The following is a 14,990-nucleotide window of genomic DNA, read 5'->3' as shown; positions in this document are numbered from 1 at the left end:
TTATGATTCGCGATCGCGTTTGTTGTCCTCTGCTTGCAATTGTTGTAAATACTCGTCCAGACGATCCAAATTCTGTTCCCAGAATTGGCGATATTGCTCAATCCAATCTGCTGCTTCCTTGAGCGCTTGTGCTTCTAATCGGCAGGGTCGCCACTGAGCCTCTCGACCCCGTGCGATTAATCCCGCACGCTCCAGCACTTTGAGATGTTTAGAAATGGCAGGTAGGCTCATCTCAAAGGGTTGGGCTAACTCAGTTACCGATGCTTCGCCCAAAGCAAGATGAGCCAGGATTGCTCGCCGAGTCGGATCGGCAAGGGCGGCAAAGGTGACGCTCAATTGATCGGTGGACATTGAGATGGGATGTATTTAACCGCGCAGTTAATTAACTACTAGGTTAAATGTACTAGTCTAGAATGTCAACCCCTCCGAGGAATTTATCCCGATTCTCCAAAATAAGGCTACACATAGGCAGCAGGGGGGCAGGGTGCAGGGTGCAGGGGGAGAATTATCTGTAGTCAGAATTTAGAGAAATGGTATTAAAATTCAAAATACCCTGCGGGTTTACCCGTATAACTACGCTTAAGCAGTTTAGGAGACTTAATTATGGCTCACCAGCGGTAATTTTATCTGGAACGTCGAGCCTTTACCCTCATTGCTCATCGCATAGATTTCACCGCCGTGAGCCTGGACAATTTGTTGCACAATCGCCAATCCTAACCCAAATCCGCCGCTTTCTCTTGCCCGTTCTGTGTCAACTCTGTAGAAGCGATCGAAAATGTAAGGTAAATCTGCCTCTGGAATGCCAATTCCCGTATCGATAACCTGAATGACTGCTCGATCTGGGTAAGGTTCTAAGCGTAACCAGACAGTTCCACCAGACAGGGTGTAATTGCAGGCGTTGTTGAGTAAGTTTTCTACAGCTTGCTTGAGCAAATCGGGATCGGCACACAAGTTAATCGGTTGTTTTGGTAAATCACCGAGCAACTCAATCGAGGTCTTTGCCGCAACAGCAGTATATTGAACGATTAAATCCTCCAGCAATTTATTTAGATTTACTTGTTTGAGAGATTCTGGAGTTAATTTTCCCTGATGGCGAGCCAACAGCAGTAGATTATTCACCAAGGTACTCATCGACTTCGCGCTATCAATAATGTTCTGTAGTGTAGGATGAAGCTGAGGACGGTCTGTTGCCATTAATAGCCCGACTTGAGCATTGGTTAAAATTGCAGACAGAGGCGATCGCAATTCATGAGAAGCATCTGATGTAAAGCGTTGCAGCTGGTTATAGGCTTGCTGAACGGGTTGCATAGCTATACCACCGAGTACCCAACCTGTCAGGCCAATTAATCCCAGCGCTACAGGTACAGCCACCGTCAAAATTAACTGAAGTTGTCTGAGATCGTTTTGAGTTTCTCTCAGTGGAATAGCAACTTGAAGATAGCCGATGACCGAATTTCCGCCTTGAACCGGTAAGGTGACTTGACGCAGCCAAAACGCCTTACCTGTGAATTGGTCAACAGACTTAATGGTGAGAAACCCCGATGATGTTTGTAATTTCTCCAGAGGTGGAGTACCAAAAAAACGCTTGAGTTTGCCATTCGGGTCATACCAGCGAACATATAACAGTTCAATATCAGTCGGGTGAGAACCACTACCCAATAGCGGTATATTGCTCAGATCGACTTGTTTTTGTCCTTGATACAGTCGATACTGCGAACTAGCTGCCATTAGCTGCGCTCTTTTATAAAGTAGCTGATCTAATGCTTTGAGCTTATCTTTTACTTCAAGATAATAAATTACTCCAGCAAATAGAATCAGGATGCAACCCATTGACAGGGTGAACCAAAGAGCTAAGTTACGACGACTGCGGTTAAACACAACATATATTAAGTAAGTTGGTGCAGATTATCATCGCGCTAAAGCGCAACTACGAACCAAGGTAAATCAAATCTTCCGATGCTTCTGAAGGGTTAAGGCGATAGCCCATACCATAGACAGTTTCAATCCAATCGGCTGCTGCTAATGTTTGCAACCTGTGGCGCAGTTTCCGAACTAAAACAGTGATAGCATTGCTTTCTGGCTCGCTACCCCACTCCCATACAGCTTGCTCAATTTGGTTGCGAGTCAGTACTTGCTTGGGATGACGCATAAAATACTCTAGTAACTGAAATTCCTGGCTAGACAGAGATACAATCGCTCCTTGTCGCTCTAAAGTCAGCGAATCGAGATGAAGTTTCAAGTCTGCCAAGCAGAGAGTGTCTCCTTGCCACAGAGGCGATCGCCTCCGCAATGCCCGCACTCGTGCCATGAACTCTATAATATCAATGGGTTTAACTAAGTAGTCATCTGCTCCCGCATCTAATCCTATGACTTTATCGGGTGTGGTGTCTTTTGCTGTAATCATTAATATGGGTGCTGTTTTTCCCGCCGCCCGATATTGTTGACACAAACTCACCCCATTCACCAGGGGTAACATCCAATCTAAAATTAGCAGGTCATATTCTTTTTGGAACAACAGCCATTGAGCAGTTTCACCATCCTTGACACCATCAACATTGTGTCCAGCCTGTGAAAGAACTGTTTGCAGTGGCATTAATTGCTTAGGATCGTCCTCCGCCAATAAGATTTTCATTACTTTAGAGACTTCAAATTATTAAGTAGAATAAGGCATTGACACCATTTCAACTTCTTTCATAAGTCAGAATCAATGGCAAAATCACAGGTAGGTGTAATGTGTGGCGGATTAACAAACGTTGGCTGCAAGGATTGGGATTAGAATTTTTGTTACCTCTACCATTAGTAGCGGTGGTATTTTGGTTTGGTTGTAGTTTTCTGGCAGCACAGCAGTTAAGTCAATCCTACTCTACAGAGAAAAAACTTCAGTCAGATACGCAAATAGAAGCACGGCTATCAGTTAATGTTTTGCTAATTAACGCCACTGTCCGCCGAAATCAGAAAATTACCCAGGTAGAAGTTGAAACCGCAGACCCCATCCTGAAGCGATTGGAATTAGAGTTGCCAACAACAGAATTTAACCAGATAGAAGTGATAATTGCCCAAGAACTAGGGCTACCGCGTCAGGATGTGAGGAAGTTGGTACGCTACGAGATTGTGGATTGACAAGGTTTTTTGCCGCAGTTGAATGAAGCGATATCGATCAACAATTTATGTGGTTACGCAGAATTATTTATGTCATTGCGAGCGAAATGAAATTTAGCGTTCGCTGAAAGCGTTCCCGCAGGGTAGCAATCGCAAGGATTCGGAGATTGCTACCCTGCGGGAAGCCGCTGCGCGTCTACATTCCGCTTCGCTCCATTCGCAATGACAAATGTATATTTAATTTTGCATTAGTACTTATTCACTTTTCGTTCACATTTATCGGTCATCCTAAAAGAGAAGTATCTCAATCAACCAACTAATACCAAATTTAGAAAAGAATAAAACAGATGCGTAGCGACTGCGATCGCGGTGCGACAAAGTTAGAAGTACCTTAACACGATTTGGAAGTACCTTAACACGATTTGGGAGTACCTCAACACGATTTGGAAGTACCTTAACACGATTTGGGAGTACCTCAACACGATTTGGGAGTACCTCAACACGATGTGGAAGTACCTCAACACGACTTGGAAGTACTTCAACACGATGTGGGAGTACCTCAACACGACTTGGAAGTACTTCAACACGATGTGGAAGTACCCCAACACGATTTGGGAGTACCTCAACACGATGTGGAAGTACCCCAACACGACTTGGAAGTATTTGTAAGCATTGCCCACCAAAACCCGCATCTACGTATATTTCTACCTACTTATTTTTATAGGAGAAGTTGTGATGAATGTCTGTCCATTAAAAAATGCAGTGGGCATAATTTCTACCCGTCAGGCTGTAACACAGGTGCTTGATGAACTGAGAGTACTTGACTTCCCTATGGAGAAAATTTCTGTATTTACTTTAGACTCAGAACGCGAAAAATTGCCAGACGATCGTGCGAATCAACAAATCATTACTCCGATCGCAGGTGCTAAAGCAGGCGCAATTACAGGCGGAACATCTGCGGGATTCTTAGCACTCACAGCCGGACTGTTTATATTAGTTATTCCCGGTGTTGGGCCCGTGTTAGCGGTGGAATCTGTGCTGGTTACGCTGCTGGCGGGTGGTGCGAGTGCGATTTTGGGTAGTGTTTATGGTGCATTTCAAGGTTGGTTTACTCCCGAAAGGCAAGTTAAACTTTGCAATCCAACCTCTCAAGCAGAATTTTTGGTGAAGGTAGAGGCAACAGACGATGAGATCCAGCAAGCAGAATCGATTCTGCGTTACTGGGGCGTGCGCGAGTGGCAGGTTTATGAATCTAGCCAAAAATTCTCATGAAAGTGGAGAAAAAAATGACAGCAAATACGATCGCTACAAATAATTTTACCCAGACAACAAAAGATTTACTCAACTATGAATGGCACACGCTATCGACACAAGAAGTTGTACAAACTTTAACCAGCCATTCCCAAGCAGGCTTGAGCGATGAAGAAGCGATCGCTCGCCACGAACGGATGGGTGCAAATCAACTAACTAGTAAAGCTGGAAAAAGTCCTTGGCTGAGATTTATCGAGCAATTTAATCAACCATTATTATATATTTTGCTGGCGGCGGGAGTAGTAACGCTACTGCTGCAAGATTGGATCGATGCAGGCGTAATTTTTGGCGTCACCTTAATTAATGTCATAATTGGCTACATTCAAGAATCGAAAGCAGAAGGTGCGATCGCGGCTCTATCTCAGGCTGTGACTACTGAAGCAACTGTGATTCGCGATGGTCAAAAAACTCGTCTGGCTTCGACTGAGTTAGTTGTCGGTGATTTGGTAGTGCTAGCTTCTGGGGATAAAGTACCTGCGGATCTGCGGTTATTGAGCGTGCGCGGGTTACAAGTTGACGAGTCGGCTTTAACAGGCGAATCTGTTCCGGTCGAGAAAGCAACTGCATCGCTAGCTGGGGACACACCATTAGCCGAACGCAGCAATATGGCTTATGCAGGAAGTTTCATCACCTTTGGACAGGCGCAAGGAATTGTTGTGGCGATTGCAGATGCTACTGAAACTGGCCGCATCTCGGAGTTAATCGCCAGCAGTTCCGATCTCAAAACGCCGCTAACACGAAATATTGACAAGTTTAGCAAAACTTTGTTGTATGTCATCTTAGGTTTGGCTGCCCTGACATTTGCCGTGGGATTAGGACAGGGTGAATCTTGGATTGATGTTTTCAAAGCAACTGTGGCTCTGGTTGTCAGCGCAATTCCCGAAGGATTACCTGTAATTGTGACAGTTACGTTGGCGATCGGGGTTTCCCGAATGGCGCGACGTAACGCGATTATTCGCAAGTTACCTGCTGTGGAAACATTGGGAAGTACTACTGTTATTTGCTCTGACAAGACTGGTACGTTGACTGAAAATCAGATGACGGTGCAGCAGATTTATGCGGGTGGACAACACTACACCGTTAGCGGTATTGGTTATGCCCCAGATGGTGAAATCCTGATAAATCAGCAGCCTGTTGATTTCAATACAGATGAACATATTGCTGTTTGGGAATCCTTGGCAGCTGGATTGCTGTGCAATGATTCTCACATCGAATGGCGCGACGGACAGTGGAATTTAGTCGGAACTCCCACGGAAGGAGCATTAATTACAACTGCTTATAAAGCGGGATTGACACCAGAGAATTTAGAACAAGAATTACCCAGAATAGATACCATTCCCTTTGAGTCTGAATTTCAGTATATGGCGACTTTGCATCAATTAAATGCAAAGCGAAGATTGAATACGATCTATCTCAAAGGTTCTGTGGAGGCGATTCTGCAACGCTGCGACTCTATGCTTGATGCCCAAGGACAACAAATAGCGCTCAATCCTACCGCCATAGAACAGGAAGTTGCTGATATGGCAAAGCAAGGTTTGCGAGTCCTAGCTTTGGCGAAAAAAGAAGTTAGTTCTCACAAACATTCCTTAGACCACGACGATCTCAATCAAGGACTGGTATTTTTAGGACTTCAAGGCATCATCGATCCACCGCGTGCAGAAGCGATCGCCGCAGTCCAAGCCTGCCAATCTGCGGGAATTCAGGTGAAAACGATCACTGGCGATCATGCACTAACCGCAGCTGCGATCGCTCGCCAAATGGGAATTTGCTCGGCTGAAGAAGGAGTCTTCACCGGGAAGCAATTAGCGCAGATGGATGAACAAGAATTTGCCCAAGCGGCTGAACAAGGTACGGTATTTGCGCGAGTTGCACCGGAACAAAAGTTGCGTCTAGTCAAAGCATTGCAACTCAAAGGCGAAATTGTCGCCATGACTGGAGATGGGGTCAACGATGCGCCTGCTCTCAAGCAAGCAGATATTGGTGTAGCGATGGGTCTAGCTGGGGCAGAGGTTGCTAAAGAATCTGCGGATATGCTGCTAACTGACGATAACTTCGCTGCAATTGAAGCGGCTGTGGAGGAAGGACGCGGAGTTTACCGCAACTTACGAAAAGCGATCGCCTTTTTGCTCCCAATCAATGTTGGCGAATCTATGACGATTTTAATTGCCATTTTTCTCGCCACTGCGCTTCCCATCTTACCAATCCAAATTCTCTGGCTAAACATGGTTAGTTCCGTAGGGTTGATTGCTCCCCTCGCTTTTGAGCCAAAATCTGGACAAGTGATGCAGCAACCACCACGCAATCCCAGAGAAAAGCTATTATCTGGTAGTTTACTCCAGCGCATCTTCGCAATTTCTGTCTTCAATTGGCTGGTAATTTTTGGGGTGTTTCAATGGATACTTCAAACTACAGGCAATGAAGCCTTAGCTCGCACGATGGCAATAAATGGGTTGGTAGCAGCAGAAGTGTTTTACCTGTTAAGTATTAGCCAGTTTTTACCATCTTTAGTTGCCAGAATCCAAGGTAAACGCCAATCTATAGCCTATGCACCGGCGATCGGAATTGTAGTAGTAGGTTTCTTACAATGTCTGTTCAGTCAGTGGAGCATTATGAATCAAGTATTTAACACTACACCTTTGACATTGATTCAAGCTTTAATTTGTATTGGTATAGGTTTGCCAGTAGTGTTGGTAGCTCTTATCTTGCAGCGTTTCGATCCGCTTAACTAAGAATAGTGCTTTCATGTAGTTAAAAAAACATTGGTGTTTCTCGGATTAATTTTGTATTATAGATGTAATACAAAATTACATCTATCTAATACATGAATTATGATTTTTCCCTGCGGAGTTGTGACTTAAACAAACTCAACTCGATGACCAAATATCCTAGTATCCCTACCTATCATGCACTGGGGGAAAAAGGAGCCTTACTAGAACAGACAGTTAATTTTGATGGTGAGGTAATCCTTACTGAAAAAGTAGATGGTACTAACTCGCGGATTTTGCTTTTACCCGATGGCAATTTTGTTTTGGGTAGTAGAGAAGAGTTACTATTTGCAAAAGGCGATTTAATTGGTAATCCCGCACTTGGAATTGTGGATGCTTTGAAAAATATTGCCGATTCATTACCCCAGTCGCAAAGCGGGATTATAGTTACATACCTGGAACTGTATGGCGGTAAAATTACATCGGCTAGCAAACAATACACTGCACAAAAAAATGTAGGCTGGCGACTGTTTGATGTTGCAGTCCTTACCGATATTGAAACGCTGTTTTTTAAAAATGTGCAGCAGCTAGCAGCGTGGCGAGATAATGGCGGTCAAAGCTTTCTTGACGAACAGCAACTTACTCAAGCTGCAAAGGATTATGGATTTGCACTGACACCGCGAATCGCCACAGTCGCAGCTTTACCAGTGAAGATTTCCGAAACCCATGAATTTCTCAAAGCAACCCTACCACAAACCAACGTTGCACTAGATCCTGGTGCGGGTGGTCGAGCCGAGGGTATTGTAGCGCGAACTATTTCCCGAAGTGCGATCGCCAAGTTGCGTTTTGAAGATTACGAGCGTCATGCTCATCGACGGGGAAAGTAGCTATAACAATTCAAAATTCAAAATTAAGAATTCAGACAGAACAAAGCTTAAAGTATGTTTATCTGTCGCGTTCTTTTTTCAAATTGGTATTAGGGTGATTCGTTCGGGGAGCATATATTAAAGTTAAGTTAACCATTCATAGCTTGCTTTTGCACCAAATTCTATAGTGGAGTTGATTTTTTCACAAAAATATTATGAATATCAATAGGCTATAAATGCTAAGTAACACGATTGAAAAATATCTAAAATTATTCAAGGATTCTCCTAATTATAGAGAAACTGACAGAATTTTTGATGAAATGAAAAAGGAATTTAAGACATCACCTCCTTCGGTTAGCGAAGTGATTCAGGAGTTGGAAAAATATGCTTCAAATCCAGATTATCCTGGGGCTTGGTTTATCATGATGGCAGCATGGAGTAACCTATCAAATGATTACACACCTATACTTTGTCAAATCCTCAATGATGAGAGCAATAATGGTCTTCATGAATCAGTCATTGAACTTTTGGATGTATTGCGCGATGAAAGAGCAATTCCTGCATTATCCAAGGCATTGACATACCGATGGTCTTATGATGAATGGTTCAATGTGCCGAGAAAGTCTCTCCTAGCATTAGCAGAAATCGGAACTCCTGAAGCAAAGATGATTATAGAGGAGGCCGCGCAATCTCCTGAAGAGCTAATTAGCGAAGATGCAAATTTGATATTAGACAATTGGTAAATTGATGAATCCACCAAGCATAAAATGCAAACAATACATTCATCACAGTTAAGTTAACCATTCACAAATTCGTAATCTTCTAAAGCTGCTTTGGCACCAAATTCTACAATCAAACTTAAGTCGCATCCATATTCTCCACTACAGCTAAAGGAGCCAAGTTCTAGTACGTAAAGCTCACCTGCTGATTCGCAAATGTCTACGGTGTAGAGAGATTCTGGATACCAATTTACTGTTTTTAGTACGTTATTTAAGTAATCTTCTAAATAGCCTCCCTTGATAATTTCATCTCTTCTCTCTTCCCCTACTAAATATAGCGAGCCAGTAATCGCTTGATTTTTATAAACGAAAAATCTCCACTCTCTAGCGATTGGTTGCTTACCACTGACTAAGACTAAAGTTGTCTCATCTCTTTGCAGTTCGCTACCTAAAGATTGCATAGTGTTTAACACATTCAGATTAAACACTCCAGCACGAAACGATTTCATATTACTATCAGGTCTAATAAATAAATTGCCATCAGACTCAAAATAATCAATAATTTCTCTTCTTCTACGGATGAGTTCGCCTAAAGAAAGAATGAAGTATTTATTATTCAGCAAATATTGACCAAAGTAAGTATAGTAAGTAGAACAGCGTAGATTCTTTTCATCCATATAAGCACCCGGAATCCAAGAAGTTCTTAAAATATTTCGACCTAAATTGAGAGTGCCTCGAAATAAAACACACTCATGGTCGGAAAAATATTCGCGTGCATCTTTAGGATGAAATCTGAGATAGTTTGTCTCTTGCCAAAAGTATCCTTGTCTTCTCAATTCCTCTATAAATGCTGCATCAGCATCAAATATATTTCTTTCAATTAGCCAATTTACTTTTTGCATAATTTTTATGTTTTGACCTTTAATTTCTTTAGCTACAAAAATCTATCTAAAAGTCATCTTATTTAAATATTTATTTAATTTAGCAAAAGTTTCATATATTTTTTACAATTCGTTCAAAAATTGTTCATCAAAAATCCAGATAATATTCATACTCTTAAAAATCATCTACGTCTTTAATTATGCTTCAAAGCAAATAGGATTACCTTCATCACTACTTAAACTGAATATGCTGATTTATATCATTGTATGAACTGTCTAAGTGATTGATATTTGAAGAGTAGTTTCCAACTATTGCTTGTCTAAACTATGAATAAGAAATGGGCTGTTAAACGCATCACAATTAATCTCACATCCAACGAAGCCGAGAAACTTGAAACATACTGCTCCATAACGGGTAGACCAGCTACTGATGTGATTCGGGAATTAATTCGCTCTTTAAAAGCCAAAGACACAGAGAATAGTGATTGAGCAATTTAGCAAATACTGCCTAGGCTGTGATAATTTATGTTTTCTTTGTATTGAGGAGGACTAGACCCAACCCGCTTAGTAAATTTGGAATACTTGCCTGCTGAGGCTTTGTCTATTATGTTTGGGAAATAAGTCTGGGCCACCAACTATCTTTTTTGCAGTCGAATGCCTTGAAGATAATTTGATGAAAGACCTAGTCAGAGTAAAAAATTTGGGATTAATTAAGTCTCAAATTTAAGATTAAAAAACGGTAGATAGCTAATTGCTCTACCGTTATATATATTGAGTACGATACTCAAAAGTAAGGTAATTTTGAGAATTTATTTCTCCACAGTTGTTATTTTCAAAGGATATAATGGCTCAGAGCCATTTAATTGCCAAATTCTAAATACCAATACAGCAGCTACAGTTAGCCATACACAAGAAAATGAGAAAATTATTCCTGCTACTGGATTAGTTTGCCAATAAATTGCCGTCACCACGACAGCAGATAGCCAAGGGCCTAAAATAACTACAGGAACAGCAGCACCTAATCTCCGTTCTACAGTAAAAATCGTATTCCAAGTATCCCCTAAAGCCAGATGTACCACAAACAAAATTAAAGGCAGCACTAAAAATTGGTGATTCATTTGCTGCCAAACTAATACAGAAGAAATTACCCGCAAAACCGCAATTATCATCCAAACTATGGGAAATACTAAAGGTGGAGGTGCCCATCTAGGTCTGATTACCCGATCATAGGTCTGACGAGAACGGGTATTGTCTAAAAGAGAAAAAACTCGCGAACGGATACTGAATAGAGCAAAAAATATTCCAGTCAATAAAGTGCTAAACCAACTAGGAAAGGCAGAATTTTTATCAATTAATATTATTGATTTCTCCATGCCTAGCAACACGACAATCATGACTATTATTTGTAGAATAGTCCCTAGTGTATAAACTAAAACTGCTTTAATATCTAGTTCTTGTGTAGTAACTATTGCTGTATCTGGATACTTTGGTTGTTTAGGCGTTTTGATCCCCATAACTGTATTGATAAACTTTTCAAGTATGCCAATATTACTATTTGAATTATTCATCATTGAAAGTTGGGCTGAGTTTGTAATGAGTAATAACCAAATTATTATATGTTCCTCTGATACTAAAAGAATGATGTTATTTATAAATTATTGCTAACAAATAAAATTTTAAATAATGGTAATGGAATCGCTTCAGCTTGTTTCTTCATATCCAGATTAGACACTGAAATTTCTCACAACCCAATACTACGGTTGCCCAAGCCAATCGCATCCAATAATGCTTGTGTAGATTCTGGTGACAAAAGAGTCTTACTGTATGTGATTTGTTGGTAATCAGAGAACTAAATTTTTAGAGTCAGGGTGCATTACTGTGTTTGGTGCTGCTTGTTATCTATTCACAGCATCTACTGAGAGAACTTTTTTACAACCTTACTGGCTCAATGAGTATCAGTAACGCTGCGGACGCTGTGCGCCTGTAAGCTTGAGGCCCATGGTTGAAATATTCCTTAATAAAGTTATGAAACTTTGACATAAGTTCTTGATAAGAAAATATACTCATTGAGTTTTGGAAATTAATGACCTGCTTAATCAGAGATATAGCTGAAAGCCTTACTGGCTAGAAATTTCACAGTTAATAGATGAGATAAATAAAGTCGTGCTATCTCTTAAAGATTTTTTTATATAGAGATGGAGACATCAAGCTCATAAATAGTTGAATTTTTACGATTACAACATCAAACTTATGGCAAATGGAGAATCTGCTATAACCAACTGAAGAGTCATAACTCCGAATTGATAAGGATTTTAGGCAAATTAGATTATTATCAAATATGCAAAATAACTTTAATTCACACACATATAGATGGGCTTACTGTGATTACAATTGCTAAACATCTAGAAACTATTGCTTTCCCAAAAATAAAGTTTTACGTTAATAGTTAAGCCACCTACATCATCAATCAACAAAAACCAGGAGACTATTTCTATGATGACCACTGAATCTATACTCATCGAAATGGAAGCTTGTAAGCAAGTCTGCATCGAATGCCAAACCACTTGCATTGATACTCTTAAGTACAGCAAGAATCAGGGTGGTAGATACCTAGATATGGCGATGATGTCGATGATGCGGGACTGTGCAGAAATGTGCATGATGTGCGTCAACATGATTAATGATGGCTCTGAGTTTATGGGAAACACCTGTAGCTTATGCGCTCAAATTTGCGATCGCACCGCCTTAGCTTGCGAACAAATGAGCAATGATGCCACAATGATGCTGTGTGCTGCTATTTGCCGCAAGTGCGCTCAACATTGCAACGCGATCGGGCTAAATTCTGCTTCTTATTTCCGCAGATCGAGCCAACTGACAGCAGATGCACTACTGTCTAGCTAATTTAAGCCCAAAATTGAGTTGCTTAATTCATCACAGATAAGTCTTTCTAGTTAAATCCATATCTTGCCCTACTATTTTTAGTTGTTCGCCACCCAGAAAGTTTTTTTGGGTGGCGATAAATTTTGAGTATAGTGAAACCAAACTGAGGAAACTTTTGTTGTAACACAGTACTCAAGGCTGTGATAGATTCAAATTCTTTAGCTTGTTTCTGTATTTGGTCGCCAATGCGATCGCTTATTTGTCAACATGCGAGCAATATTTAATAATAAGCAGTTTCTATTAATATTTAACGCCTAAAAATTATATTTTAGGCTTTTTTATCTAAACCATTCGAGAAAATCAACATCTTTTATAATGAATTTGTTCAAATTATTCTCTTAAATTAAGGAATTGTATTTCTGAAACTAGGCTCACTCCCCGTTCGAGATTGCTGAAGTAGCAATCTCTACCACATGACTTTATTATTTTCACTCTTTAGCTAGAGGTTTATTACTATCATTGCCATATTTAATTTTGAGAGGCTATATTAAAGTCTTTTTCCATGACTAATTCTATTTCAATAATTAAATAACAGTAATAATTCAGGAGTCCAAATGCTTAAAAAATGAGGAAAAATATTTGATAAATCAAGTTACTAATCTACTAGATTACCTCTAAATTATGACTTCTGACTCCTGGACACTAAATTATTACAAAAATATTTGCTGGATTTGAATGATTTGATTTAAAAATAAGCGATTTTCAAAAATGGAAAATTCTAGGGATACAGACAATGGATACTCTCGGTTAACTCGTGGCGCACCTTTGGCAGTAATACTGGCAGCGGCACTCTACATCCTATACCAACTTTTACCAGTATTAGAACTAGTAGCGATTGCGGCATTAATTGCGTTAGTTTTGCGAACCCTGCTGCGATTTTTGCATAAGCTGGTTAAATCACAGGATGCTGCGGTTGTACTATTAATTGGATTGATCCTTGGCTTTGGCCTATTGCTGGCTACAGTAGTTATACCTAACGCTATCTTTGAAGTTCAAAATTTACTCAGCACATTGCCAACTTATCTCAATACATTAACGGGAGATGTTGAGCAACTGCGGCACAAATTTACCTTTATTCCTGACATTTCCCAATCATTAATACAATTGCGGAACTTTATCAATCAGTTACTAGTTGGAGTACCAGTTTTTTTGGGTCAAGCCTTCAACTTTACACTGGAGTTGGTAGCAACAGTAATTCTAGCGCTGTACATGGCTTACGATCCTAATTCTTTAGTGAATGGTACTTTAAGGTTAATACCCCGCAGACATCACCAGCAATTTACAAGAGTCCTTAAAGCTTGTCGAACCAGACTACGCGGTTGGATTTTTGGTACAGGAATTGCCATGATATTTCTTGGTGCAGGAGCCGCCCTTGGATTGTGGATTTTGGGAATTCCATCAGCGTTTGCTTTTGGCATTATTGCAGGTTTATTCGAGATAATTCCCTACTTTGGTTCGATTGTCGGAACTTTTTTACCAGCATTAGTCGCACTGAGTATTTCACCGATCAAGTTAGTATTAGTTCTCATATTATTTTTAATTCTAAATCAGGTAGATGCTCATCTTGTTCAACCATTGGTAATGGGACAGCAAGTTAATATACATCCGGTGATGGTAATCGTGACGTTTCTTGTCATGGGTAAACTCTTTGGATTGATTGGGGTGCTGCTTGCAGTTCCAGCGGCGGCTGTTATTGTCACCCTCATTGATGAGTTTGCGCTGAAGGAAGCACAAACAGAATTGCCTTCAGTAGAGGAATAATTAGATAGTAGTTTTTTTCCCTCAAATTCGGGCGTTAACCCGAAACTGACGATTACGGCCAATGCCTTGCGAGTTGGCGATTGTATACCTGAATGATTGAAGTAAAAAGGTATGAGGAGACAGGCTTCACGGGATTCATTGATTAATTTGCTATTGCCTCTAGCGCTGATCTTTGGGCTAGTGATGCTGTTGAGTTTGAATGTAGGAGGTGGGGCAGAGGGCAGAGAAACTACTCCTTTAGAGACATGGCTGAAAGTTATTGTCGGGTATTTGGCAGCTGCCACAGAAATTGCCGCCGCCGTTGTGATTGGCGGAGCAGTGATTCGAGGGATTGTTGCCTATTTGCGATTGTTATTCTCTCGTTCCAAACAACATTTTGATGCTACAGAAGGAGTGCGGCTGCAATTAGGGCGAGTCCTAGCATTGGGCTTGGAATTCACTGTTGCTAGCGATATTTTACGGACGGCAGTAGCACCCACTCGCCAGGATATTTTAAATTTAGGAGCGATCGTTTTGCTGCGAACCTTGCTGAATTATTTCTTGGAACGCGAGATCCAGCAGGGAGAACAACGCCGTTTACCAGAGCCGGAACTGGATAGGAGTGGACGATGAAACCCCATCGTTCCAGCTTAGAGCCTTTGGAAGGTGCGAAGCGATCGCTCCGTAGCCGCCTCAACAGTTATTGTGCAACGCCTGAAATTTTAAAGC

The 14,990-nt window shown here is 41.0% G+C and carries 15 protein-coding genes; 10 read left to right on the top strand and 5 right to left on the bottom strand.

The genetic code is table 11. From position 1 onward, the window contains the following. The 3 genes from AACU33_RS12075 to AACU33_RS12065 form a co-directional block, all read right to left on the bottom strand. On the bottom strand, positions 1-351 hold the full coding sequence (locus tag AACU33_RS12075) for an ArsR/SmtB family transcription factor (protein WP_096578135.1): 351 nt from the start codon (positions 349-351) through the stop codon (positions 1-3). A 246-nt stretch (positions 352-597) separates the two neighbouring features. Continuing rightward, the gene (locus tag AACU33_RS12070; RefSeq protein WP_096588735.1) at positions 598-1,878 is read right to left on the bottom strand and encodes an ATP-binding protein; all 1,281 of its coding nucleotides are present in this window, start codon (positions 1,876-1,878) and stop codon (positions 598-600) included. A gap of 49 nt (positions 1,879-1,927) precedes the next feature. Further along, the gene (locus tag AACU33_RS12065; RefSeq protein ID WP_096588734.1) at positions 1,928-2,632 is read right to left on the bottom strand and encodes a response regulator transcription factor; all 705 of its coding nucleotides are present in this window, start codon (positions 2,630-2,632) and stop codon (positions 1,928-1,930) included. A 101-nt stretch (positions 2,633-2,733) separates the two neighbouring features. Here AACU33_RS12065 and AACU33_RS12060 point away from each other — a divergent pair, with 101 nt between their 5' ends. From AACU33_RS12060 to AACU33_RS12035, 6 genes are all read left to right on the top strand, one after another. Next, on the top strand, positions 2,734-3,120 hold the full coding sequence (locus AACU33_RS12060; RefSeq protein ID WP_096588733.1) for a hypothetical protein: 387 nt from the start codon (positions 2,734-2,736) through the stop codon (positions 3,118-3,120). 443 nt (positions 3,121-3,563) lie between these two features. Then, entirely contained in the window at positions 3,564-3,905 is a 342-nt protein-coding gene (locus AACU33_RS12055; protein WP_339375944.1) for a hypothetical protein, read from the top strand. Continuing rightward, positions 3,835-4,371: a hypothetical protein gene (locus AACU33_RS12050; protein ID WP_096588732.1), complete on the top strand. Its 537-nt coding sequence runs from the start codon at positions 3,835-3,837 to the stop codon at positions 4,369-4,371. The genes AACU33_RS12055 and AACU33_RS12050 overlap by 71 nt, the downstream gene beginning before the upstream one ends. Then, positions 4,368-7,139: a cation-translocating P-type ATPase gene (locus AACU33_RS12045; protein WP_339375943.1), complete on the top strand. Its 2,772-nt coding sequence runs from the start codon at positions 4,368-4,370 to the stop codon at positions 7,137-7,139. Before AACU33_RS12050 ends, AACU33_RS12045 begins: the two co-directional genes overlap by 4 nt. A gap of 143 nt (positions 7,140-7,282) precedes the next feature. Continuing rightward, positions 7,283-8,002 carry an RNA ligase family protein gene (locus AACU33_RS12040; protein WP_339375942.1) on the top strand — a complete coding sequence of 240 codons (720 nt, stop codon included), beginning with the start codon at positions 7,283-7,285 and terminating at the stop codon, positions 8,000-8,002. Positions 8,003-8,217: 215 nt separating this feature from the next. Then, complete coding sequence (locus tag AACU33_RS12035) at positions 8,218-8,724, top strand: HEAT repeat domain-containing protein (RefSeq protein ID WP_096588730.1); 507 nt, start codon at positions 8,218-8,220, stop codon at positions 8,722-8,724. 53 nt (positions 8,725-8,777) lie between these two features. Here AACU33_RS12035 and AACU33_RS12030 read toward each other — a convergent pair whose 3' ends face one another. Then, a complete protein-coding gene (locus tag AACU33_RS12030) occupies positions 8,778-9,602 on the bottom strand; it encodes an ATP-grasp domain-containing protein (protein WP_096588729.1) in 825 nt (274 codons plus the stop codon). A 306-nt stretch (positions 9,603-9,908) separates the two neighbouring features. On the opposite strand from AACU33_RS12030, the gene AACU33_RS12025 reads away from it, so the two are divergent. Continuing rightward, on the top strand, positions 9,909-10,070 hold the full coding sequence (locus AACU33_RS12025) for a CopG family transcriptional regulator (RefSeq protein ID WP_096588728.1): 162 nt from the start codon (positions 9,909-9,911) through the stop codon (positions 10,068-10,070). Between the two features lie 320 nt (positions 10,071-10,390). Here AACU33_RS12025 and AACU33_RS12020 read toward each other — a convergent pair whose 3' ends face one another. Next, positions 10,391-11,149 carry a tryptophan-rich sensory protein gene (locus tag AACU33_RS12020; protein ID WP_096588727.1) on the bottom strand — a complete coding sequence of 253 codons (759 nt, stop codon included), beginning with the start codon at positions 11,147-11,149 and terminating at the stop codon, positions 10,391-10,393. A gap of 928 nt (positions 11,150-12,077) precedes the next feature. Between AACU33_RS12020 and AACU33_RS12015 the strand changes: the two genes are divergently transcribed. The 3 genes from AACU33_RS12015 to AACU33_RS12005 all read left to right on the top strand — a co-directional run bounded on the left by AACU33_RS12015 (position 12,078) and on the right by AACU33_RS12005 (position 14,894). Then, positions 12,078-12,482 carry a four-helix bundle copper-binding protein gene (locus AACU33_RS12015; RefSeq protein WP_339376495.1) on the top strand — a complete coding sequence of 135 codons (405 nt, stop codon included), beginning with the start codon at positions 12,078-12,080 and terminating at the stop codon, positions 12,480-12,482. A gap of 747 nt (positions 12,483-13,229) precedes the next feature. After that, complete coding sequence (locus tag AACU33_RS12010; RefSeq protein WP_096588725.1) at positions 13,230-14,282, top strand: AI-2E family transporter; 1,053 nt, start codon at positions 13,230-13,232, stop codon at positions 14,280-14,282. A gap of 111 nt (positions 14,283-14,393) precedes the next feature. Continuing rightward, positions 14,394-14,894 carry a DUF1622 domain-containing protein gene (locus tag AACU33_RS12005; protein WP_096588724.1) on the top strand — a complete coding sequence of 167 codons (501 nt, stop codon included), beginning with the start codon at positions 14,394-14,396 and terminating at the stop codon, positions 14,892-14,894. Positions 14,895-14,990: the final 96 nt, after the last annotated feature.

Origin of the sequence: Calothrix sp. NIES-2098, from assembly GCF_963875125.1 — a bacterium.
In the GTDB taxonomy this organism is placed as follows: domain Bacteria; phylum Cyanobacteriota; class Cyanobacteriia; order Cyanobacteriales; family Nostocaceae; genus Aulosira.
Note: the sequence above shows the minus strand (reverse complement) of the source record. Positions and strands in the feature narration are given on the sequence as shown.